General features: G+C 63.6%; 24 protein-coding genes. 17 read left to right on the forward strand and 7 right to left on the reverse strand.

What is annotated here, in order from left to right; all coding sequences use genetic code 11:
• Window positions 1–3: 3 nt before the first annotated feature.
• Genes ACQ4WR_RS09305 through ACQ4WR_RS09335 form a run of 7 tightly spaced genes read right to left on the reverse strand, consistent with a single transcriptional unit; the run spans window position 4 to window position 6288 of the window.
• A complete protein-coding gene (locus tag ACQ4WR_RS09305) occupies window positions 4–2091 on the reverse strand; it encodes a flagellar biosynthesis protein FlhA (RefSeq protein WP_102294747.1) in 2088 nt (695 codons plus the stop codon).
• Window positions 2088–3227: an EscU/YscU/HrcU family type III secretion system export apparatus switch protein gene (locus ACQ4WR_RS09310; RefSeq protein ID WP_102294748.1), complete on the reverse strand. Its 1140-nt coding sequence runs from the start codon at window positions 3225–3227 to the stop codon at window positions 2088–2090. The genes ACQ4WR_RS09305 and ACQ4WR_RS09310 overlap by 4 nt, the downstream gene beginning before the upstream one ends.
• On the reverse strand, window positions 3217–4017 hold the full coding sequence (locus ACQ4WR_RS09315; protein WP_102294750.1) for a flagellar biosynthetic protein FliR: 801 nt from the start codon (window positions 4015–4017) through the stop codon (window positions 3217–3219). The genes ACQ4WR_RS09310 and ACQ4WR_RS09315 overlap by 11 nt, the downstream gene beginning before the upstream one ends.
• A 12-nt stretch (window positions 4018–4029) precedes the next feature.
• Complete coding sequence (locus ACQ4WR_RS09320; RefSeq protein WP_102294752.1) at window positions 4030–4302, reverse strand: flagellar biosynthetic protein FliQ; 273 nt, start codon at window positions 4300–4302, stop codon at window positions 4030–4032.
• Window positions 4303–4305: 3 nt separating this feature from the next.
• On the reverse strand, window positions 4306–5076 hold the full coding sequence (gene fliP / locus ACQ4WR_RS09325; RefSeq protein WP_102294753.1) for a flagellar type III secretion system pore protein FliP: 771 nt from the start codon (window positions 5074–5076) through the stop codon (window positions 4306–4308).
• The gene (locus ACQ4WR_RS09330) at window positions 5073–5438 is read right to left on the reverse strand and encodes a FliM/FliN family flagellar motor switch protein (RefSeq protein WP_102294755.1); all 366 of its coding nucleotides are present in this window, start codon (window positions 5436–5438) and stop codon (window positions 5073–5075) included. Before ACQ4WR_RS09330 ends, fliP begins: the two co-directional genes overlap by 4 nt.
• Window position 5439: 1 nt before the next feature.
• Window positions 5440–6288, reverse strand: a complete 849-nt coding sequence (locus ACQ4WR_RS09335) for a FliM/FliN family flagellar motor switch protein (protein WP_436486815.1) — start codon at window positions 6286–6288, stop codon at window positions 5440–5442.
• A 571-nt stretch (window positions 6289–6859) separates the two neighbouring features.
• On the opposite strand from ACQ4WR_RS09335, the gene fliE reads away from it, so the two are divergent.
• From fliE to ACQ4WR_RS09420, 17 genes are all read left to right on the forward strand, one after another.
• A complete protein-coding gene (gene fliE, locus ACQ4WR_RS09340) occupies window positions 6860–7198 on the forward strand; it encodes a flagellar hook-basal body complex protein FliE (protein WP_436486817.1) in 339 nt (112 codons plus the stop codon).
• A gap of 60 nt (window positions 7199–7258) precedes the next feature.
• Window positions 7259–8992, forward strand: coding sequence for a flagellar basal-body MS-ring/collar protein FliF (gene fliF / locus ACQ4WR_RS09345; protein WP_102294759.1), 1734 nt, complete (start codon window positions 7259–7261; stop codon window positions 8990–8992).
• A complete protein-coding gene (locus tag ACQ4WR_RS09350; protein ID WP_102294761.1) occupies window positions 8970–10010 on the forward strand; it encodes a flagellar motor switch protein FliG in 1041 nt (346 codons plus the stop codon). Before fliF ends, ACQ4WR_RS09350 begins: the two co-directional genes overlap by 23 nt.
• Window positions 10007–10696 (forward strand): flagellar assembly protein FliH, encoded by a 690-nt coding sequence (fliH, locus tag ACQ4WR_RS09355; protein WP_102294762.1) that lies wholly within the window; start codon window positions 10007–10009, stop codon window positions 10694–10696. The genes ACQ4WR_RS09350 and fliH overlap by 4 nt, the downstream gene beginning before the upstream one ends.
• Window positions 10693–12003, forward strand: coding sequence for a flagellar protein export ATPase FliI (gene fliI, locus ACQ4WR_RS09360; RefSeq protein ID WP_102294764.1), 1311 nt, complete (start codon window positions 10693–10695; stop codon window positions 12001–12003). Before fliH ends, fliI begins: the two co-directional genes overlap by 4 nt.
• A gap of 8 nt (window positions 12004–12011) precedes the next feature.
• Window positions 12012–12449: a flagellar export protein FliJ gene (gene fliJ / locus ACQ4WR_RS09365; RefSeq protein WP_102294766.1), complete on the forward strand. Its 438-nt coding sequence runs from the start codon at window positions 12012–12014 to the stop codon at window positions 12447–12449.
• Window positions 12450–12538: 89 nt separating this feature from the next.
• A complete protein-coding gene (fliD, locus tag ACQ4WR_RS09370; RefSeq protein WP_102294768.1) occupies window positions 12539–13948 on the forward strand; it encodes a flagellar filament capping protein FliD in 1410 nt (469 codons plus the stop codon).
• Window positions 13949–13998: 50 nt separating this feature from the next.
• Window positions 13999–14388: a flagellar export chaperone FliS gene (fliS, locus tag ACQ4WR_RS09375; RefSeq protein WP_102294770.1), complete on the forward strand. Its 390-nt coding sequence runs from the start codon at window positions 13999–14001 to the stop codon at window positions 14386–14388.
• A gap of 43 nt (window positions 14389–14431) precedes the next feature.
• Window positions 14432–14698: a hypothetical protein gene (locus ACQ4WR_RS09380; protein WP_258002985.1), complete on the forward strand. Its 267-nt coding sequence runs from the start codon at window positions 14432–14434 to the stop codon at window positions 14696–14698.
• Window positions 14695–15891 carry a flagellar hook-length control protein FliK gene (locus ACQ4WR_RS09385; RefSeq protein ID WP_436486821.1) on the forward strand — a complete coding sequence of 399 codons (1197 nt, stop codon included), beginning with the start codon at window positions 14695–14697 and terminating at the stop codon, window positions 15889–15891. The genes ACQ4WR_RS09380 and ACQ4WR_RS09385 overlap by 4 nt, the downstream gene beginning before the upstream one ends.
• An 11-nt stretch (window positions 15892–15902) precedes the next feature.
• Window positions 15903–16367 carry a flagellar basal body-associated FliL family protein gene (locus tag ACQ4WR_RS09390; protein WP_436486823.1) on the forward strand — a complete coding sequence of 155 codons (465 nt, stop codon included), beginning with the start codon at window positions 15903–15905 and terminating at the stop codon, window positions 16365–16367.
• Between the two features lie 39 nt (window positions 16368–16406).
• The gene (locus tag ACQ4WR_RS09395) at window positions 16407–17150 is read left to right on the forward strand and encodes a FliA/WhiG family RNA polymerase sigma factor (RefSeq protein WP_102296988.1); all 744 of its coding nucleotides are present in this window, start codon (window positions 16407–16409) and stop codon (window positions 17148–17150) included.
• 79 nt (window positions 17151–17229) lie between these two features.
• Complete coding sequence (motA, locus tag ACQ4WR_RS09400; RefSeq protein ID WP_034757817.1) at window positions 17230–18144, forward strand: flagellar motor stator protein MotA; 915 nt, start codon at window positions 17230–17232, stop codon at window positions 18142–18144.
• Window positions 18128–19132, forward strand: a complete 1005-nt coding sequence (locus ACQ4WR_RS09405) for a flagellar motor protein MotB (RefSeq protein WP_258003108.1) — start codon at window positions 18128–18130, stop codon at window positions 19130–19132. Before motA ends, ACQ4WR_RS09405 begins: the two co-directional genes overlap by 17 nt.
• A gap of 16 nt (window positions 19133–19148) precedes the next feature.
• A complete protein-coding gene (gene flgM, locus ACQ4WR_RS09410) occupies window positions 19149–19439 on the forward strand; it encodes a flagellar biosynthesis anti-sigma factor FlgM (protein ID WP_102296968.1) in 291 nt (96 codons plus the stop codon).
• Complete coding sequence (gene flgN / locus ACQ4WR_RS09415; protein ID WP_436486826.1) at window positions 19436–19876, forward strand: flagellar export chaperone FlgN; 441 nt, start codon at window positions 19436–19438, stop codon at window positions 19874–19876. Before flgM ends, flgN begins: the two co-directional genes overlap by 4 nt.
• Window positions 19863–20624, forward strand: coding sequence for a glycoside hydrolase family 73 protein (locus ACQ4WR_RS09420; protein WP_436486828.1), 762 nt, complete (start codon window positions 19863–19865; stop codon window positions 20622–20624). The genes flgN and ACQ4WR_RS09420 overlap by 14 nt, the downstream gene beginning before the upstream one ends.
• The last annotated feature ends 6 nt before the right edge of the window (window positions 20625–20630 follow it).

A 20630-nucleotide genomic window follows, 5' to 3' on the forward strand; every position in this document is an offset into this window, starting at 1 on the left:
GGTTTACCCCACCGTGCCGATGATGCTCACTTCACGGTTTTCCGGGATCTCGTTATACGACAGCACGTGCAGGCCCGGCGCGAACAGGCGCGCGTAGCGGGCCAGCAGCGGACGGATCTGCGGCAGCACCAGCAGCAGCGGCGGCGTGGCCTGCTGCTTCATCTGCTCGCGCGCCACCGGCATGTTCACTTGCAGCTGCGACAGCAGGTGCGGGTCGATCGGATAGTTATCCAAGGTCACCTTGCCCGACTGGCGCGCCTGGTTCAGGGAACCGAGCAGCATGTTTTCCAGCTCGCCGCCCAGGTTAAACGCCTGCATTTCCATCTTCTGGCCGAACAGGCCGCTGACGATCTGGCGCCGCAGCGCGCAGCGCACTTCGGCCGCCAGCAGGATCGGGTCCTTGGTGGTCTCCGAACTGTCGAGCAAGGTGGTGGCGATCGGCACGATATCCTTCAAGGACACGTTCTCGGCCAGCAAGACGCGGAACACGCGCAGCATCTGCGTGTGCGTCAGGGCCTTGTCCAGCGCGCCCGCCAGCTTCGGCGACAGGGCCGTCAGGCGTTCCATCATGTTGGTGACGTCTTCGTGGCGGAACAGTTCCGGCAGGTACTCGCGCACCATCTTCGACAAGTGCGTGGCGATCACGCTGGGCGCCTCGATAACCTGGTAGCCCAGGCCCAGCGCATGCGCCTTCTCGCTCGGCTCGATCCAGGTGACGGGCATGCCATACGCGGGTTCGATGCCGGGAATGCCGTCAAGCTGGCCATACACGTTCGGCGACGGGATCGCCATCAGGCGCTCGGCCTGCACTTCCGCCTGCGCCACCACGGTGCCCGACAGCACGATCGCGTATTGCGACGGCTTCAGCGACAGGTCGTCGCGCACGCCGATATTCGGCAGCAGCAAGCCCATGGCTTCGGACAGGCTCTGGCGTACGCCCTTGACGCGCTTGGTCAGCGGTTCGCCTTGCGTCTTGTCGACCATGCCGACCAGCTTGTAGCCGAGCATCACCATCAGGGGCTGCACGGCAGGCAATTGCTGCCACTCCAGTTCGGCCGGCTTGTCGTCGCGCAAGGCCGCCTCGATGGCCGCGATGCCGGCCGCGTCCGGCCCTTTCACGCGCTTGGTCAATCGCCAGGCCACAAAGGCCAGCACGCCCGCAAAGGTCATGAACATGAACCACGGCATGCCCGGGATCAGGGCCAGCGCCACCATCATGCCGGCCGCGCTGAAAATCACCGTCGGCGAGGTCAGCACCTGGCCTGCCACCTGCTGCTCGAAATCGCCCGAATCGCTGATACGCGTGACCAGGATCGCGGCGGCGGCCGACAGCAGCAGCGCGGGGATCTGCGCCACCAGGCCATCACCGATGGTCAGCAGTGCGTACTGGCGGAAAGCATCGCCGAACGACAGGTCGTGCATCAGCGAGCCGATGGCCACGCCGCCGACCATGTTGATGATCAAAATCAAAATACTGGCGACAGCATCGCCGCGCACGAACTTCGAGGCACCGTCCATGGCGCCGTAGAAATCCGCTTCGGCGGCCACGTCCTTGCGGCGGATCTGGGCTTTTTCCTGGTTGATCAGGCCGGCGTTCAGGTCGGCGTCGATCGCCATCTGCTTGCCCGGCAAGGCATCCAGCGTGAAGCGCGCGGACACTTCGGAAATACGCTCGGCGCCCTTGGTGACGACGGCGAAGTTGATGATCATCAAGATCACGAAGACCACGATACCGACAACGAAGTTGCCACCGATGACCACGTTACCGAAGGCCTCGATCACCTTACCGGCCGCGTCCGCGCCCGTATGGCCGTGCAGCAGCACCACGCGCGTGGACGCCACGTTGAGCGTCAGCCTGAGCATGGTGGTGGCCAGGATCACCGTCGGGAAGACGGAGAAGTCGAGCGGCCGCTTGGCCGAGACGCTGACCAGGATGATGATCAGGGCCAGCACGATATTGAAGGTGAACAAGATATCGAGCAGCACCGGCGGCAGCGGCAAGATGATCATCGCCAGGATCACCAGCAGGAACAGCGGCGTGGCGAACTTGTGGCGGCGCATTTCGGCAACCAGTCGGTTCAGGAAATTCATGAAGGTACTACCTCGCTCAAATGAGATGGCACGACCACCTCGGTGGGGAATGGGGGCTGGGCGGCACGCTGCCCAGAACGGAATGCTTTCAGCTGCAGTATGTAATTGAGCACCTGCGACACGGCCTGGTACAGCTGCACGGGAATCTGCTGCTGCACCTGGCTGGTGTTGTAGATGGCGCGCGCCAGCGGCGGCAGTTCCAGCGTCTCGATATGGTGCTCCTTCGCCACTTGCCGGATGTACAGCGCCATCTCGTCGACGCCCTTGGCGACGACAAACGGCGCCTCGGCGCGGTCCTGGTCATACTTCAATGCGACGGCGTAATGCTCGGGATTGACGATCACCACGTCGGCGCCGGGCACGGTCTTGCGCACGCTGCGCCGGCCGATCTGCTGCTGCAGCTGGCGGATGCGCTGGCGCACTTCCGGGCGCCCTTCGCTGCTTTTATGTTCTTCCTTGACATCCTGCTTGCTCATGCGCTGGTTGCGGGCAAAGAAAAACGCCTGCGCCGGCACGTCGATGATGGCGAACAGGATGAAGACGGAAATCAGGGCCATCAGGCCGTCGAGCATCAGCGACGAGCCGTCGAGCATGGCCTGGGTCAGCGGGCGGTGCTGCAAATCCACGTATTGCGCCAGGCTGGAGCGGCTGACATGCACCAGCACCATGCACAGCACCACGGCCTTGGCAATCGAGATGACAAACTCGAACGCATGCTTGGGCGCGAACAGGCGCCCAAGGTTCTTGGCCGGGCTCAGGCGCTCCATTTTCGGCATCCAGTTTTTCGTGCTGATGACCCAGCCGCCGGGCACCAGCGAGCCGAGCACGACGAACAGGGGCACGCAGAACAGCGGCACGACCATCTTGATCAGCAGGCTGACCGAGGTGGTAAACGCCATCGACATGGCATTTTCCAGCGCGCCCTTGCTGTCGAGCGGCATGAAGGCCATGGCGAACAGTTCGCGGAACGATTCCAGGTAGCCGGGCAGCAGGTAGATGAAGACCTTCATGCTGATCAGGATGCCCAGCGCCGTCGACAGGTCGCGCGAGCGCACCACCTGCCCTTCCTGGCGCGACTTCTTCAGCTTTTGCTGTGACGCCTTTTCTGTTTTGTCGCCATTGCTGCTATCCGCCATGGGCCACCCGCATCTGTTCGGCGATCATGTCCAGCACGCGGTTGGTCATGGCGATATAGTGTTCCGGCACGAAACGCACGATCTGCGTCAGCATCAGCAGGCCGAACACGGTAATCATGGAAAAACCCAGCGAAAACAGGTTCAGCGACGGCGCCACCCGGTTCAGGAAGCCAAAGCCCAGCTGCACCACCATGGTGGAAAAGACGATCGGCATGGCCAGCAGCATGGCGGCGGCGAAAATCCACGCCACGTTGTAGGCCACCGTCTGCAGCAGCAGCGGGCCGTAGCCCTGCCCCACGGGCCAGGCCTTGAAGCTGGCGCCGATCACGCCTGTCAGCACCAGGTGGCCGTCGACGGCGAAAAACACGATCATGCACATGATGGTGAGCAAGCCCGAGACCACGTCCGAGGAGGTGCCGTTGAGCGGGTCATTCATGACGGCCATGGAAAAGCCCGCCTGGCTGGAGATCAGGTAGCCGAGCACCGACATCACCGACATGGCAAAGTGAAACGCCAGGCCCAGCACGAAGCCGACGACGGCCTGCTCCAGGGTGGCGACGATGGCGTGCAGCGAAAAGGGATCGATCTTCAGCAATTCCTGCGACGCGCCCGACGCTTGCATGACGGGCAGCATGAGGATGGCCAGGATCAGCGACAGCAGGATGCGCACGGGCGGCGGCACCATGGCGTCGCCAATCACGGGCGAGGCGCTGAGCATGGCCAGGATGCGGCAGAACGGCCACCACACGGCCAGCAGAAACGGCAGCACCTGATTGAAAATCTGATCCATGGGCGCGCGGCGCTATCCGACCAGGGTGGCCGCGCGCTGAAAAATGGAAACGCAATAATCCATCAGGTAGCCCGACATCCAGCGCCCGGCCAGGATCAGGGCCAGCAAGGTGACCAGCAAACGCGGCAGGAAGCTCAGCGTCTGCTCATTGATCTGCGTGGCGGCCTGCACCAGCGCCACCACCAGGCCCATGAGCAGGCCCGGCACGACCAGGATCACCACCAGCAGCATGACGATATGCAGCGCTTCGATGATCAGGTCGACGGCGACTTCAGGGGTAAACATCGGTCAGTAGCCCTGTATGCTGGTTACTAGGGTGTTGACGGTCAGGGTCCAGCCGTCGACGAGCACGAACAGCAGCAGCTTGAACGGCAAGGAAATGACCAGCGGCGAGAGCATCATCATGCCCATGGCCATCAGCACGGACGCCACCACCAGATCGATGATGAGAAACGGTATGAACAGCATGCAGCCGATCTGGAACGCCGTCTTGAGTTCGGACAACACGAACGCCGCCAGCTTGACGGTGAAACTGTGGTCTTGCGGGCGCGTGGTCGTCGGTTCGCCGGCCAGGTGGGCGATCTGCGCCAGCGCCGCCTTGCTGGTCTGCGCCAGCATGAAGCGCGAAATCGGCACTTCGGCGATCTTCAGCGCTTCCTGCATGCCGATCTGGTCGCGGTCATAGGGCACGAACGCCTCCTTCCACACCTGGTCGCCGATGGGACGCATGACCAGCAGGGTCAGGATGAGGGCGATGCCGGTGACGATACGGTTGGGCAAGCCCTGCTGCAGGCCCAGGGCCTGGCGCAGCAGCGACAGCACGATGACGAAACGGGTAAAGCTGGTCATCATCATGACCATCACGGGCAGCAGCCCGAGCAGGGTCATGACGACCAGGATCTGCATCTTGACCGACAGGTCGGTCTTCGCGCCCGGCACCACGCCGGACAGCAAATCCTGCGCGCCGGCGGCGCTGCAGCACAGCATCAGAACTGGAACGGCCAGCGCGGCGGCCAGCGTACCGCGACGCCGGCCTACACCGGGTACCGCCAGCTTCATGCTGTCATCAGGTCGAGATTGAGGCCGTCGAGGTCGATGACCTTCAAGCCGTAATTCTCGCCAGCCACCACTACTTCGGCGCGGCCGATCGGGGTGCCGTTGACCTTGATCACCAGCGGTTCGCCGGCCAGCATGTCGAGTTCGATCACGCTTTCCGGGCCGATGGCCATCAACTCTTCCAGCGAAATGCGGGCCGAGCCCACTTCCAGGGTCAGGGTGACGGGGATCTTGCGCATCATTTGCGGAATATCGCGGCGCGCGCGGGTGCTGGAGACGTCGGCAACGTCGCCCTGGTCGATGATCATATCGTCGCCCAGGTCTTCCAGCAGGGTTTCGCTCTGGTTGGTATCGGTCATATTCATATTATTCGACATCTTCAAATGAGGTTAAACAGAGCTTGCCCTTGTGTTCGGAAACGGCTGCTGTAAATAAACGGGAATCGTCGAGCATGACGTCGGTGCGGCTCAGGCTGACGGGAATCACGTCGCCCACGCGCAAGTCGAACAGGGCACCGAGCTGGACTTGCTTGCTGACCAGGCGGCCTTCCAGAGTGACCTGCAGGCGCGAGGCCAGCGGGCGCACGCTGCCGCGCAGGGCTTTCTTGGCTTGCGCCCGTTCCGGCAGCAGACCGCGCAGCACATCGGCCATCAGACGCTTGTCCAGCGAGAACCAGAAGTTGCCGCTCTGGCCAGCCTCGACATCGCTCAGCGCGACCGTGACGATCCAGCTGCCGCGCGCCGGGTGCACGCCCGACTGCACGGCCACCTCGGCGGCCGTGTCGATGGCACTGGTCTTGCCCAGGGTTTGCAGGTTTTTGTGGATGCGCGTGAACAAACTGTTAACCAACTGTTGTCCCAGCACCACAGCGAGACGTTCTTCCGTTGCCGTCACGCGCACTTGCGCCGGATCCGGCAGGACGCCCTTGGCGCCCGCACTACCATAGCGATAGTTCAGTACGCTTAAAAGTATCTGGCGCTCGAGGGCGAATCCGCTCTGGCCGGCGGGCGTGGAAAAGCTCAGCCAGCGGTTCACGCCATCTTCGTTCTCGACGCGCGACAAGGTGACGGCATCGACCTGAAAGTTACCCCAGTAGCGCCGGCTCATCGGTTGACGCAAGGCCACGGCCAGGTCGTCGCGCAGCTGCGCGCCGAACACATGCAGCAGGTGGACGGGACGTCCGAGCAGACAGGAATCGAGGACTTGATGGCGCACAGTTTGATCTGTCTTAGTGGTTATCATGTGAGTCATGTCGTATTGCGGTGGCAGAACAAATTATACGGATCGCCCGAAATTAAATACAGCATCATCTTGATCTTGCCGACAGGTACGCAAGCAAACGATTGCGCATCGTATCGCATGCTAGATGACTACGGTGCTGAACAATACATGAAAAACCTAAATATTGCCATGTATCAATATTCCTTGAGCCATTCCTCTCTTTACTTTATAGTTGCCGCGAGGTAAGCTTATAGCGACAAAATTCAGATTTGCAGTGCGCCATTCCGCTTACCTGATTCCGGTTTTTATGGCAGTGTCCAGTCCCTCATATTGCCGCCACTAGAAACTTTTATCAGCTATATATTGGTTGTCATGGCCGTGTAAATCGAAGCGTGATTTGCTGGGTTTGTTTAAGTCTGCTTGCAGCGGATGGTGTGGCAACTGATAAAACTGATGGGCCCTGGGAATCGGGCCGGGGCGCGGGCATTATGATGCTGCCGCGCCGGCATGGCAACACCAGTATTTCTGATTGATACGTCACCGCATATTGAAAGTAGAGGGCAAGATGAGCAACGAACTCGCAGGTCTGATCAAGGCCGATCTGGCAGCACTGAGCAACGACGCGCGCGCCCTGGGCGCCAGCATCATGCCGGCCGCCCAATTCGGCGCGCCGGAACAATCCGGCTTCTCGTTTGCGCAAAGCATGAAAGACGCCGTCGGCAAGGTCAACAGCGACGACCGCCTGGCCGCGCAGAAAATGAGCGACGTCGACAGCGGCAAGAGCGACGACCTGGTCGGCGCCATGCTGGCCAGCCAGGAAGCCAGCCTGTCCTTCTCCATGTTGATGCAAGTGCGCAATAAGGTCATGGGCGCCGTCGACGAACTGATCAAACTGCCTTTGTAAGCCCTACGCCCAGATCCACGCCCAGCCTCCCAGCGAAAGTTACCCCAAGTGATTACCACCATGAAGTCCGCATTTGCGCGCTGGCGCCTTGGCGCCCAGCCCGCCATCCCGCCCGCCCTGCTGAAAAACCTGGTTCCCATCGTCGTGCTGGCCATCGGCATCACCGCCATGGTCACCATGTATTTCTGGCGCGACCAGGCCAACTACAAGCCCGTCTTCGGCGCGCGCGAAAAAGTGGCCGTGACGGACATGATGGCAACCCTGGACGCCGAACACATCCCCTACCGCCTGCATCCTGACAGCGGCCAGGTGCTGGTGCCCGACGCCATGCTGGGCAAGGTGCGCATGCTGCTGGCCTCGAAAGGCGTGACGGCGCAGCTGCCGGCCGGCCTGGAGCTGATGGACAAGAACGACCCGCTGGGCGTGTCCCAGTTCGTGCAGGACGTGCGCTTCCGCCGTGGCCTGGAAGGCGAGCTGGCGCAAAGCATCATGACGATGGACGCGATCGCTTCGGCCCGCGTCCATTTGTCGATTGCCAAGTCGACTTCGTTTGTTGCCAGCGATGGCGACAAATCCTCGGCCTCGGTGGTCGTGGCCCTGAAGCCGGGCCGCACCCTGGCGCCGGAACAGATCGCCGCCGTCATCAACATGGTGGCCGGCAGCGTGGCCAGCCTGGCGCCAACGCGCGTGAGCCTGGTCGACCAGGGCGGCAACCTGCTGTCCGCGCATGTCGACCTGACGGATGGCTTCGACGCCTCGGCGGCCGGCAACGAAGGCGCCAAGCGCTTCCAGGATGAGATCCGCCACAACGTCATGGGCCTGCTGGGTCCGGTCATCGGCGAAGACAACTTCAAGCTCAGCGTGACGGCCGCCGTGAACAACGACCGCGTCGACGAAACGCTGGAAAAATACGGCGAAGCCCCGAAAGTGACGAGCGAAGCCATGCGTGAAGAGCAGGAACGCAACCGCACCGTGGCCGGCATTCCCGGCAGCCTGTCGAACCGTCCGCCCGCCGCCGCCGTGCCCGCACCGGCCGACGCCGCCGGCGCCGCGCCTGCCGATGGCGCACCGAAGCCATCGGACGATGGCACGGCCCGCAAGAACGCCACCACGCGCCAGTACGCGTATGACCGCAGCATCACGCAGATCAAGCGCAGCCGTGGCCGCCTGGAAAAACTCAGCGTCGCTGTCGTCCTCAACAGCGCCGCCGCACCGAATCCGAAAACCGGCTGGACTCCTGCCGAACTGGGCAATATTGAAAAAATGCTCAATAGCGGCCTGGGCATCAACGCCCAGCGCGGCGACAGCCTGAGCCTGACGGCCCTGCCCTTCCCCGCCAAGCCGCCTGTGGCGCAATGGTGGGAAGAGCGCGACACCGTTGTCGATTTCAGCAGCTGGCTGCTGTATGCGTTGGGTGCCGTGCTCGGCTACTTCCTGATCCTGCGCCCCCTGATGCGCCTGCTGACGGCGCGCCTGGCGCCGCCAACGCTCAAGCAGATCGATCCCGCCATGGCCCTGGCCGGCGGCAGCACGGCAGCGGCAAATGGCGTCACCGCCGCCGGCGCGCCGGCGCTGGGCGTGAATGGCTTGCCGGCCCTGGAAGGCGCAGCCGCCGCCACGGGCGCCAGCATGCCGGTCGTGCCGCTGCTGGAAAATTACGACCTGCCACCACCTGGCTCGGCCGTCGACGTGATGGTCGACCACCTGAAAGTACTGGCAGAAAAAGAACCCGAGCGTGTCGCCGAAGTCGTCAAACAATGGATGCAGAAAAATGGCCGAACTCAACAACAATAATTTCCCTGACGACGCAGACATCGAGAGCGTCAGCCTGAACCCCGTGGAGCAGGCCGCCATCGTGCTGCTGAGCATAGGCGAAGAGCAGGCGGCCAACGTGCTGCGCTGCCTGTCGCGCGAAGAGTTGCTGGAAGTCACGCAAGTGATGTCGCGCATGAGCGGCATCAAGGTCGAAGCCGTGAAAACGGCCATGCAAACCTTCTTCGACGACTACCGCCAGCAAAGCGGCGTGCACGGCGCTTCGCGCAGCTACCTGAAGCGCTCGCTGGACATGGCGCTGGGCAGCGATATCGCAAATAGCGTGCTGAACAACATTTACGGCGATGCCATCCGTCCGAAAATGGCGCGCCTGCAGTGGGCCTCGCCAAAATGGCTGGCCGAATACATCGTCAACGAACACGTGCAGATGCAAGCCGTGTTCCTGGCCTTTTTGCCGCCCGCGCTGGCCGGCCAGATCCTCGACGCCCTGCCCGTCGAAGGCCGCGACCTGGTCTTGCTAAACCTGGCGCGCCTGGACGAAATCGACCGCGACCTGCTGGTCGAGCTTGATGAACTGGTGGGCCGCTGCCTGGGCACGCTCGACACGCAAAGCACCAGCGTGGAAGGCATCCGCCAGGCCGCCGAGATCCTCAACCGCATGCCGGGCAACCGCGCCGCGCTGGTCGAACTGCTGCGCGCCCACGATCCGGAAGTGGTGTCGGAAATCGAACTGAGCATGTACGACTTCCTGATCCTCGCCACGCAGAGCGATGTCACGCTCACGCGCATCCTGGAAGACGTGCCGATGGAACAGTGGGCCATCGCCCTGAAGGGCGCGGAACCGTCGATCCGCGATGCCGTGCTGAAAACCATGCCGCGCCGCCAGGCCCAGAGCTTCGAAGACATGATGCGCCGTTCCGGCCCCGTGCCGCTGTCGCGCATCGAACAGACGCGCCAGGAAATCATGGCCACCGTCAAGGGCCTCGCCGATGCGGGCGAGATCGAAGTGCAACTGTTTGCCGAAGCGGTGATCGAATGAAGCACTTCCGCTCATACCGTTTTCCGCCGCTGTCGCAATTCATCGCCGCCGGCCAGCGTGCCGCCAGCGAAGACACGGATGGCCAATGGCAGGCGTCCGTCTCGGAAGGCTTCGAGCAGGGCCAGCGCGACGGCTATGAAGTGGGCCTGGTGCAAGGCCAGCAGGATGGCTACGACGCCGGGCGCAGCGATGGCATCGCGCATGGCCGCGAAGAAGGCCGCAATGAAACCCTGGTGGCGCTGGACCGCCTGGCGCGCCCTGTCGATGCGATCCTGCGCGACCTGAAAAAAGTGCGCGCCGACTACCGCGCAGCGCAGCGCAAGGAAGTGGTCGACCTGGTGGCCAAGGTGGCGCGCCAGGTGATCCGCGCCGAACTGGCGCTGCAGCCCGTGCAATTGCTGGCCCTGGTCGACGAGACCCTGGCCTCGATGCCGCCGACGCGCGAGGAAATCGACGTCTTCCTCAATCCGGAGGAATTGAAACGCATCAGCGAACTCGATCCGAAGCGCGCCAAGCGCTGGAACCTGATCGCCGACGCCCGCCTCGACGCGGGTGAATGCCGCATCAAGGCGGGTGACAATGAAGTCGATGCCGGCTGCCATCAGCGCCTGTCGGCCTGCATGGAGCAAGTCAGCAGCCACCTGGCGCTGGCCGCCGAACACGCCGACCAGGGCGCGCCTGCATGATCGCCGACACGCTGCGCAGTTTCGAGATCGGCGATATTCCGGTCGCGACACCCACCGGCCGCCTGGTCGGCGCTTCCGGCTTGCTGCTGGAAAGCGCCGGCTGCCGCCTGCACACGGGCCAGCGTTGTCAGATTGAAACTGTGAATGGCGAATGGCTGGACGCGCAAGTCGTCGGTTTCCGCGAAAAACTGTCCTACCTGATGCCCTTCAAGAAAGCCACGGGCCTGACCACGGGCGCGCGCGTGCTGCCCCTGCCCGACAAGGCCAGCCTGCAGATCGGCCCGTCGTGGCTGGGCCGCATGGTCAATGGCCTGGGCGAGCCGATCGACGACCTGGGCCGCCTCGGTGGCGAACACATCCTGGAAGTGACGCCACCGAAGGTCAATCCCCTCAAGAAACAACCGGTAGCCGAGCCGCTGGACGTGGGCGTACGCGCCATCAACAGCATGCTGACCCTGGGCAAGGGGCAGCGCGTGGGCCTGATGGCCGGTTCCGGCGTCGGCAAGAGCGTGCTGCTGGGCCTGATCACGCGCCAGACGGTGGCCGATGTGGTCGTCGTCGGCCTGATCGGCGAACGGGGCCGCGAAGTGCGCGAATTCGTCGAAAAGTCGCTGGGCGCCGAAGGCTTGAAAAAGGCCGTGCTGGTGATCGCGCCGGCCGACGAGTCGCCGCTGATGCGCATCATGGCCACCGAACTGTGCCATTCCATCGCCGCGCATTTCCGCGACCAGGGCAAGCACGTGCTGCTGCTGGTCGACTCGCTGACGCGCTACGCCATGGCCTTGCGCGAAGTGGCGCTGGCCCTGGGCGAGCCGCCGGCCACGCGCGGCTATCCGCCGTCCGTCTTCTCGAATCTGCCGCAACTGGTCGAGAGCGCCGGCAATGGCGCCCACGCCGAGGGCAGCATGAGCGCCATCTACACGGTGCTGGCCGAAGGCGATGACCAGCAAGACCCTGTCGTCGACACGGCGCGCGCGATTCTCGACGGCCACATCGTGCTCACGCGCGAACTGGCCGAACGGGGACACTACCCCGCCATCGACATCGCCGCCTCGATCAGCCGCTGCATGGCGCAGGTGATCACGCCCGGACACATGCTGGCGGCGCGCGCGCTGAAAGCGTCGATGGCGCGCCATGCGCGCGTGCGCGACCTGATCCCCCTGGGCGCCTACGTGCCCGGCGCCGACCCCATCACCGACCGCGCCGTGCAACTGCACGGACCGATCGAGGCATTCCTGTGCCAGGGCACCAAGGAAGAGGCGCCGATGGCGCCTTGTATCGAACAACTTGAACAGATCATGGCCTAGGAGCATTTGTGAGCGACGCGCATACGATACGCAACCTGACCACCCTGGTCGGCCTGCGCAGCACCGAGGTGGAACGCCTGCAAGGCGAAATGGCGGCGCAGACGGCCGTGCGCGAACGCTACCAGAAAAACCTGGAGCGCCTGACGGGCCTGTACACGGATAGCGGCCCCAGCGGCGCCCTGCCCCTGGCCCTGTCCGTCAATTGCGGCGACTTCAAGCAGGCCGTCATGCAGATGGCCGACCAGCACCGTACCGACTTGCACTTGCATGAAGCCACCATGGCCATTTCGCAGCGGGCCCTGAACACGGCGTGGGCCAAACGCGAAGTGCTGGACCAGGTGCTGACGCAAAAACAGAAGCGTGTTGCAAATGAGCAACAACGTACCGATGCCAAGCGCCAGGACGAGCTGGCAACGCAATTCTGGTTCCGCGGGCAGGTAAAATGAAACTTGTGTAAGTTTCTTTCAGGAAAACTTCACAAAACGGGAATGGGGGTCGCCTTGTACCGGTATATCCCTTTATTCAGGAGTCTGGCATGGCAAGCGTAATTACTTCACCGGTCTACGATCCGATCACCACCGCAAAAAATCTGGCCACCAAGGAAATTGCGGCGCAGCAGGCAGCATTGACGGCGAAAAATACGCTGGCCAACAACACCAGCACGGCGCTGAACAACCTGAAGTCGGCCATTTCGACTTTCCAGCTGGCGATGTCGTCGATGACCAGCAGCAAATCGGTGCTGAGCCAGTCGGCCACCTTCCCGGCCGCGGGCTTCGGTTCGGCCACCGCCGGCGTGAATGCCGCGCCCGGCACGTACACCTTCTTCGTCGAAAAACTGGCCACGGCCAGCCAGGTGTCGTATGGCGGCATAACGCCGGTCGACCCGGCTGACGGCACGGGCGTGCTGAAAGTGAAGATCGGCGATGGCGTGGGCGACAACACCCTCGACATCGACCTGGCGGCCGCCAACAAGGATGGCAACGCCAGCCTGACGCCGCAGGAAATCGCCGCTGCCATCAATAGCAACAGCAAGAACAACGGCCGTGTCACCGCCTCCATCGTGACCATCAACGGCACCGCGCAAATGGTCCTGACCTCGAATGTGACGGGTGTTGCCAACGCCGCCACGCTCGACGCCAGCGGCGTGACCAACGTCGCGCTGAAAGGCGCGCTGATCGCACCGGCCAACATCAAGGAAGTGGTGAAGGCGGACGACGCCATCGTCTGGCTGGGCGGGAAACCGGGTGGCACGGCCATCACGCAAGCGTCGAACACCTTCACCAACATCCAGGACGTGAAAGTGACCTTCACGCGCGCCATGTCGGCGGCCGAATCGCCCGTCACGCTGACCGTGGCCACCGACAGCGCCGGCACCATCGCCAACGTGCAAACCTTCGTCGACGCCTACAACAAGCTGAAAAGCCTGCTGGACGGCCTGGCCAGCCCCGGCGATCCGGCCAAGGATGTGGCCGCTGGCATCTTCGCCCACGATTCGGGCCTGAACGCGCTGCGCACCAGCATGGGCAATGCCCTGCGCCTGAGCATCGGCGGCGATTCGCTGGTGTCGTACGGCATCACGGCACAGCGCGATGGCTCGATCAGCCTGAACAGCGCCAAGCTGACGGCCAAGCTGGCCACCAACCCGACGGGCCTGGACCAGCTGTTCGGCAACAACAGCCTGTCCGCGCCGGCCGGTGTGCTGGGAGGCCTGGACAAGGTCCTGGGCCAGTGGAGCAACATCACCAAGGGCCAGATCAAGCAGCGCCTGGAAGCGACCGATACCCTGCAGAAAAACCTGAACAAGAGCATGGACCGCCTGAATACGCAGTATGACAACTCGTACAAGCGCTACCTCGACCAATTTACGCGCCTGCAGATCCTGCAGGAACAGATGAACAAGAACGTCGACATGTTCGACGCCATGTTTGGCAACGACAAATCCTAAGGCGAGCGTGCCTGCCGCGCCGCCGCAAGTTTAGACAGTGAGAAATAGACATGTTAAACAATGAAGCTTACGGCAACTATCATGCAGTCAACCTGGATGCCCAGACCTCGCGCGCCTCGCCCGTGGAACTGGTGCTGGTCCTGACGGATGGCCTGCTGGAAGAACTGGCGCGCGCGCGCGGGCATATCGTGGGCAAGCGCTACGAACAGAAGGCGATCAGCCTGGATAAATGCACGCAGATCATCAACGGTTTGTCGAGTTCGCTCGATTTCGACAATGGCGGCGAGGTGGTGGTCAACCTGGCGCGCCTGTACGACTACTGCGTGGCGCGCCTGTACACGGCCGGCATCAAGCTCGATCCGAGCCTGATCGATGAAGTGACGACCTTGATGACCACCATCAAGCGCGGCTGGGTGGGTGTCCAGGCAAACAATGCCTAGGCGCCCCGCGCTGCAGCAGCTGAACCGTCAACTGGGCGCCGCCGTGGCGCGCTCGGACTGGGAAGCGCTGGAAAAACTCACGGCCAGCCTGGCGAAGAACATTCCCTTGCTGGCCGAACGCGGCGCCTGGAATGCGCTGGAACAAACAGAATTGTTGCAATTGCGCAAAATTCACGCACAAGCGGTTAAAATTTGCTCTGAGGAAAAAGAACGCCTGGGTTTGCACCTGGGTGCATTACAGGCAAATAAGGAAGGTTGGGTCGCCTACGCCGCGCTCGGCGAATTCGACTCGGACGGGAATCAAGCATGATCATGAACTTCAATACAGCACCTGCCGCCCCCGCGGCGGCAACCACGGCAGCGCCTGCGGCGGCGACGGCACCGGCACAACCGCCCCTGCCGCCCGGCGCGCCCGGCTATGGCGCGGCCGCGGCCCCCTCTGCCGTGGGATCCGCCCTGCCCCTGTTTGCACAGGTGCTCGACGTCGCCGTGGTCGGCACGCAGGACGCCGAACCCGCCGCACCTGCCAAGGAAGGCGACAGCGACACGCGCGCGACGGATGAACACACCGATGCCAGCCTGCCGGCCATGGCCGCGCCCGTCATCGGCGTGCCCGTGAACCTGCTGCCGCCCGTTGACGCGGCCGCCGCCGAAGTGCGCGCCGCCGCCCAGGCGTCGCAGCTGCAGACGCAAGGCCAGACTCAGGCGCAGGCCAACGTGGCGCAAGCCAATCCCGCACTCAATATCAGCCTGCACCCGGCCGCCGTCACCCTCACCGCCATGGCCACGCCACAGCCGGCGGGCCGCGACATGCGCGAGCCGGTAGCGGCCGCCAATCCCTTGCCTTCGGCCAAGGGTGGCACGGGCGCCCTCCCCGCCACCGCCTTTGACAGCGTGCTGGCCCAGTCCGCCCCTGCCCCCGCCACGGCAGCCGTCGCGGCAGGCGCGGCACCCGTCGCACGCGACGCTGAACGGGCTGCCACGCCAGCGGCGCCCAACCTGGGCTTGACGGCTGCGGTGGCGAATAGCGCCACGGCGGCGCCGGCCGGCGACACCATCAAACTCAACGGGCCGGCCCAGCAATGGCAGGAACCGCTGCGCGAAGCGCTGGGCGAACGCCTGCAGACGCAGATCGGGCGCAACAGCGAACACGCGACCATCCGCCTCGACCCGCCCATGCTGGGACGCATTGAAATTTCCATCCGCCACACGGCCGGCGCGCTGCAGGTGAACGTGACGGCATCGAACACGGAAGTGCTGCGCCAGCTGCAAGGCATCGGCGAGAACATGCGCAGCGACCTGGCGCAGCGCCAGTACACCGAGGTGGCCGTGAATATCAGCGCCACCCCGCGCAGCCCGGCCGCCCAGGCGTTTGCCGAAGGCGATGCGCGCGGCCAGCGTCAACCCGGCCGCCAGCACGATGAGGCTGAACCGGGCCGCGCCCTGTCGGACGACGGCACTGCCGCTACCACTTACGCCATGCATGAGCGAGAGATGACCTGATGAATATGAAAATGAAAGTGATAGCCGGCTTCGTTGCCGTGGCCGTGCTGGCCGCCGGCGCGGCCGGTGGTGCCATGTGGTACCTGGCCAAGCCGGTTGCCGGCCACGCCGATGTCGCCGACGCGAAAGCCCCGCCGCCGCCCGCCACGGGCAAGAAGGCGCGCAAGTTCATCACGCTCGACAAAGTCATCGTGATGCTGCGCCGCGGCCCTGGCGAAGGCGAAACGCACTACCTGTCGGCCGACCTGGTGATCGCCACCACCGAGGAAAAGGAAAAGCTGACCAAGGACCACTTGCCGCTGATGCGTTCGATCGCCGTCAGCACCCTGTCGAGCTTTCCCATGGACAAGGCGCAGACCATGACCGTGGAACAGTACGCGGAACAGATCAACAAGGCCTTCAATGTCAGCTATGAACGCGAGCAGATGGAAAAGCCGTTCACGGAAGTCATGGTCGGCAAGCTGATCATTGAATAAACCGGCACCAACACGCCAGCCGACCCAGTGGGAGATCCCGTGGCCTATGTAGAGCAATACCAGGAAGCGTATGGCGCCGGCGAATATGCCGCCGCCGGCGCTTGCGCGGCCATGCTCAGCGTTGCTGAAGAGCAACAACATCTGGTGGCGTACGCGCCGTTGGTAAAACGCATCGTGCGCCAGCTCAATTCGCAGGTATCGGGCGCCATCGACCGCGACGACATGGAGCAGATTGGCCTGATGGGATTGCTCGAAGCGCTACGCCGCTATGGCGTGCCGGACCAGTCCTTCGGCAGCTATGCCAGCCTGCGCATCCGCGGCGCCATCCTCGATGAACTGCGGCGCCAGGACTGGCGTCCGCGCGCCGTGCGCCAGGAAAGCCACCGCCTGCGCGACAGCGTGCGCGCCCTCACCCGGCGCCTGGGGCGCGAGCCGCAGGACGCGGAAATCATGGCCGCGCTGAAGCTGACACCGGAAGCCTTCCAGGAGTACCAGCTGGCGGAAAACGCCGAGCTCATCGCCAGCTTTGACGAAGTGCTGCAGGAAAGCCTGGGGCAAGCGGACAGCGCACCGAGCCCGGAAGAGCAATTGATGGTGCGGCGCAGCCTGGAACAGGCCCTGCGCGCGCTGGACGAGCGCGAACAGCGCGTGATCCAGATGTATTACGAATTCGAACTGAGCTATAAAGAAATTGCCGCCGTGCTGGACCTGAGCGACGCCCGCGTCTGCCAGCTGAACAAGACGGCACTGGGCAAGATGAAAGCCATGCTGCAAGACGCATAAGTTTCAGCAATGTTTTAGCAATAGTTTCAGCAAAACCCATCAAATTGATGCAGCACAATGACGCAGAAAGGCAGTTGACATGGTAATTATCGGTATCTTAATCGTGATGGGGTGTGTATTCGGAGGCTTCGCCCTGATGGGCGGCACCGTCCACGCGATCTGGCAACCGGTGGAGTTGATCATCATCATCGGCGCCGCCGTCGGCGCCCTGGTGCTGGGCAACCCCAAGCATGTACTCGGTGAAATGCTGCACCAGATGCGCAAGATCGTCACGCACAAGAAGCAGGGTTCGGAATTCCAGCGCCAGTTGCTGCTGCTGATGTATGAACTGCTGCAAACGGCCGCCGGCGGCCTGAAGGCGCTGGACGCCCACGTCGAGGCACCGCGCGAAAGCGCCCTGTTCCAGCGCTATCCGCTGGTGCTGGAAGAACCAAAACTGCTGGCGTTCATCGTCGATAACTTCCGCCTGATGGCCATGGGCAAGATCAACGCGCATGAGCTCGAAGGCGTGCTGGAGCAGGAACTGGAAGCCATCCACGACGAATTGCTGCAACCGTCGAAGTCCTTGCACAAGATCGCCGAAGCCATGCCTGGCTTCGGTATTCTGGCCGCCGTTCTGGGCATCGTGATGGCCATGAATTCCGTGGCCGACGGCGCCGATGCGGCGGAAATTTCGGAAAAAGTGGGCGCCGCCATGGTCGGTACCTTCATCGGCATCTTCTTCTGCTACGGCGTGCTCGATCCGATGTGCAACATGATGAAACAGCTGGTCGGCGAAGAAGGCTCGACCATGGAATGCGTGAAAGTCGTGCTGGTCACGCACGTGGCGGGCAAACCGCCCCTGCTGGCCATCGATGCGGGCCGCCGCCTGGTGCAGCTGAACATCAAGCCGAGCTTCGCCCAGCTGGAAAGCTGGATCAATGCGCTGGAAGATGGCGGCGCGGAACAAGAGCAAGGCCAAGGCCGGGGAGGCCGCCGTGCTAAAGCCGCATGAGAAACATGAACAGGCCATCATCAAGCGTGCGGGACGCAAGCACGACGACGATGGCCATGGCGGCGCCTGGAAAGTAGCGTTCGCCGACTTTTGCCTGGCCCTGCTGTCGCTGTTCCTCGTGCTGTGGCTGATGGCCGCGCGCGAGCAGCAGGCCATGAAGGAAATCATGATGGATGCGTCGGCCGGCAGCCGCCAGGGCGAAGGCCAGGGCGTCATGCCGGAGCAGAAAGGCGGCCCCCGCGGCAGCCTGATCGAGCGCTTCCCCATGCCCCGCAAGGGCACGGGCGACACGCGCACGGAAGGCAAGCAGACACAGGATGGCAAGGCTGGCTCCGCCCCGCCGAACCAGACCAAGGTCAGCTACCAGTCGCCGGAAGACTTGCTGTCCCTGTCGCGCGCGCTCGACAAGCTCAGCGATGAAGCGGGACTGAAGAGCAACTTGCAGTCGGTGATCACGCCCTACGGCTTGCGCGTCATGCTGCACGATACGGACAAGCAGGGCATGTTCGTGCGCGGCAGCGCCGTGCCGACCGACCGCTTCCGCAAATTGCTGCGCCAGATGGGTCCCGTATTTGCCCAGATGGAGAACCAGATGCTGATCGTCGGCCACACGGATTCGCTGCAATACGCCAATAACGGCTATGAAGGCTATTCCAACTGGACCCTGTCGGCCAACCGCGCCATGTCGGCACGCGCGCAATTATTGATTGGCAGCATGAGTCCGGACAGCGTGCTGCAAGTGGTGGGCATGGCCGACCGCGCGCCGCTGGACGTGAAAAATGCCAGCGCCGGCATCAACCGCCGCATCGAACTGTTAATATTGACGCGTGGACAGGCAGACAGCATCGCCGCCATGTTCGGCATGGCCGGGCAAAAGGCGCAAGGCGAAGAGCTGCAAGTGGGTGAACCGGATGCGGGCACCCTGCAGCGCCTGCGTGACAAGCTGGGCTTGCCCGCGAAGAAAGAACGGGACGAGCATGCAAATTAAGGGCAAGGGACAACGTATGAAAATCTCCTCCGGCAATACCGGCGCCGCCGTGCGCAGCAGCGCCGTGGCGCCGGCCGAGGCGATCGCCGAGAACGCGGCGGCCGGCGCCGTGACGCCTGGCTCGGCCGCTGGCGAACAGATGCAGTCGGCCGTGCTGCAGCCGGCCATGGCCGCCCTGCGCGCCATGCCCGAGATCGACCACGAGCGGGTGGCCATGCTGCGCGATGCGCTGGCCAAGGGCGAACTGCCGTTCGACCCGTCGAAACTGGCGGGACTGATCCAGCGCTTCCACGGCGGTGAATCGTGACCGCGCCACGCAAGGGCATCACGCGCCAGGAAGCCGTGCGCCGCGTGCTGCAAGGCATGGCGGACGACGGCGTCGGCTACGCCGCCCTGAAAACTTTATTGGAAGAGCAATTCCAGGCTGCCCTGCGCCACCAGAGCGTGCAGCTGACGTCGCTGGCCGAACCCGTGATCGCGGCTGTCGAACAGCTCGACGCGCGCCGCCGCCAGCGGGTCAGCCTCGTCACCGCCCTGCTGGGTCCGCAAGGCGATATGCCGCAATTGTTTGCACTGTTGCAAGATGACGCGCGTGCCAAGGCGCAGCAGGACTGGGCGGCGCTCGAACAGATGGTGCTGGAATGCAAGCGCCTGAATGCCCGCAACAGCGAATTTTTAACGGAACAATACAGCATCATGCAGCGTGTGCTGCATGGCGAGGAAGATACGTATGCGCCAGGCTGATTTCCTGTCCCCCCGCGCGACGGCGGCAACGCCGTCGACGGCCGCCACCAATGCCGTGCAGAGCAATATGCGCGCCACTTCCGCCAGTGCGGCGACCTCGGGCAGCGGCAGCTTCGGCAGCGTGTTCCAGCAGGTGCAGGGCGAAGTGGCCCGCTTCATCGAACAGGGCGGCGGCAGCGCCACCACCCTGAACCCGCAAGGGCGCGCCTATCTGGAGCAGAGCCAGCCCGTGAATGTGCTGGGCAGCATCAACCAGGGCGGCGAGATCGGCGAAGTGCAGCAGCAGTTCCTCGCCTCGATCAAGCCGTGGACGCAAGAAACGGGCGCGCGCCTGGGCGTGGCGCCGGAAATCGTCGCCGCCCACGCGGCGCTGGAATCGGGCTGGGGCCAGCGTCCGCTGCGCCAGGGCACGGGCGCGGACACGAATAATCTGTTCGGCATCAAGGCGGGCGGCAAATGGCAGGGCGAGGTGGCCAGCAATGTGACCACCGAATACGAGGCCGGCAGCGGCACGGCCCTGAAAAAGACGGAACGCTTCCGCAGCTACCCGGACCAGGGCAGCGCCTTCCGCGACTATGCGCAGGTATTGCTGGATAATCCACGCTACCGCGGCGCCCTGAACACGGGCAGCGACGCGCACGCCTTCGCGCAAGGCCTGGCGCGCGGCGGCTATGCCACCGACCCCAACTACGCCGCCAAGCTGACCCAGCTGGCGACGCGCCTGCAGCGCACGGCCGCCGCCGAGTAAGCGCCG

Origin of the sequence: Janthinobacterium amylolyticum (assembly GCF_051380655.1) — a bacterium.
Taxonomy (GTDB): Bacteria; Pseudomonadota; Gammaproteobacteria; order Burkholderiales; family Burkholderiaceae_D; genus Janthinobacterium.

Excerpts from the sequence above, each read along its gene's own strand:
- ACQ4WR_RS09350 (WP_102294761.1), top strand. The coding sequence starts at position 8,970 with ATGGCCGAACTCAACAACAATAATTTCCCTGACGACGCAGACATCGAG.
- ACQ4WR_RS09390 (WP_436486823.1), top strand. The coding sequence starts at position 15,903 with ATGAAAGTGATAGCCGGCTTCGTTGCCGTGGCCGTGCTGGCCGCCGGC.
- ACQ4WR_RS09420 (WP_436486828.1), top strand. The coding sequence starts at position 19,863 with ATGCGCCAGGCTGATTTCCTGTCCCCCCGCGCGACGGCGGCAACGCCG.
- ACQ4WR_RS09320 (WP_102294752.1), bottom strand. The coding sequence starts at position 4,302 with ATGTTTACCCCTGAAGTCGCCGTCGACCTGATCATCGAAGCGCTGCAT.
- ACQ4WR_RS09305 (WP_102294747.1), bottom strand. The coding sequence starts at position 2,091 with ATGAATTTCCTGAACCGACTGGTTGCCGAAATGCGCCGCCACAAGTTC.
- ACQ4WR_RS09330 (WP_102294755.1), bottom strand. The coding sequence starts at position 5,438 with ATGAATATGACCGATACCAACCAGAGCGAAACCCTGCTGGAAGACCTG.
- motA (WP_034757817.1), top strand. The coding sequence starts at position 17,230 with ATGGTAATTATCGGTATCTTAATCGTGATGGGGTGTGTATTCGGAGGC.
- fliS (WP_102294770.1), top strand. The coding sequence starts at position 13,999 with ATGTTAAACAATGAAGCTTACGGCAACTATCATGCAGTCAACCTGGAT.
- fliD (WP_102294768.1), top strand. The coding sequence starts at position 12,539 with ATGGCAAGCGTAATTACTTCACCGGTCTACGATCCGATCACCACCGCA.
- fliF (WP_102294759.1), top strand. The coding sequence starts at position 7,259 with ATGAAGTCCGCATTTGCGCGCTGGCGCCTTGGCGCCCAGCCCGCCATC.
- fliI (WP_102294764.1), top strand. The coding sequence starts at position 10,693 with ATGATCGCCGACACGCTGCGCAGTTTCGAGATCGGCGATATTCCGGTC.
- flgM (WP_102296968.1), top strand. The coding sequence starts at position 19,149 with ATGAAAATCTCCTCCGGCAATACCGGCGCCGCCGTGCGCAGCAGCGCC.
- fliE (WP_436486817.1), top strand. The coding sequence starts at position 6,860 with ATGAGCAACGAACTCGCAGGTCTGATCAAGGCCGATCTGGCAGCACTG.
- fliP (WP_102294753.1), bottom strand. The coding sequence starts at position 5,076 with ATGAAGCTGGCGGTACCCGGTGTAGGCCGGCGTCGCGGTACGCTGGCC.
- fliH (WP_102294762.1), top strand. The coding sequence starts at position 10,007 with ATGAAGCACTTCCGCTCATACCGTTTTCCGCCGCTGTCGCAATTCATC.
- ACQ4WR_RS09315 (WP_102294750.1), bottom strand. The coding sequence starts at position 4,017 with ATGGATCAGATTTTCAATCAGGTGCTGCCGTTTCTGCTGGCCGTGTGG.
- ACQ4WR_RS09310 (WP_102294748.1), bottom strand. The coding sequence starts at position 3,227 with ATGGCGGATAGCAGCAATGGCGACAAAACAGAAAAGGCGTCACAGCAA.
- ACQ4WR_RS09385 (WP_436486821.1), top strand. The coding sequence starts at position 14,695 with ATGATCATGAACTTCAATACAGCACCTGCCGCCCCCGCGGCGGCAACC.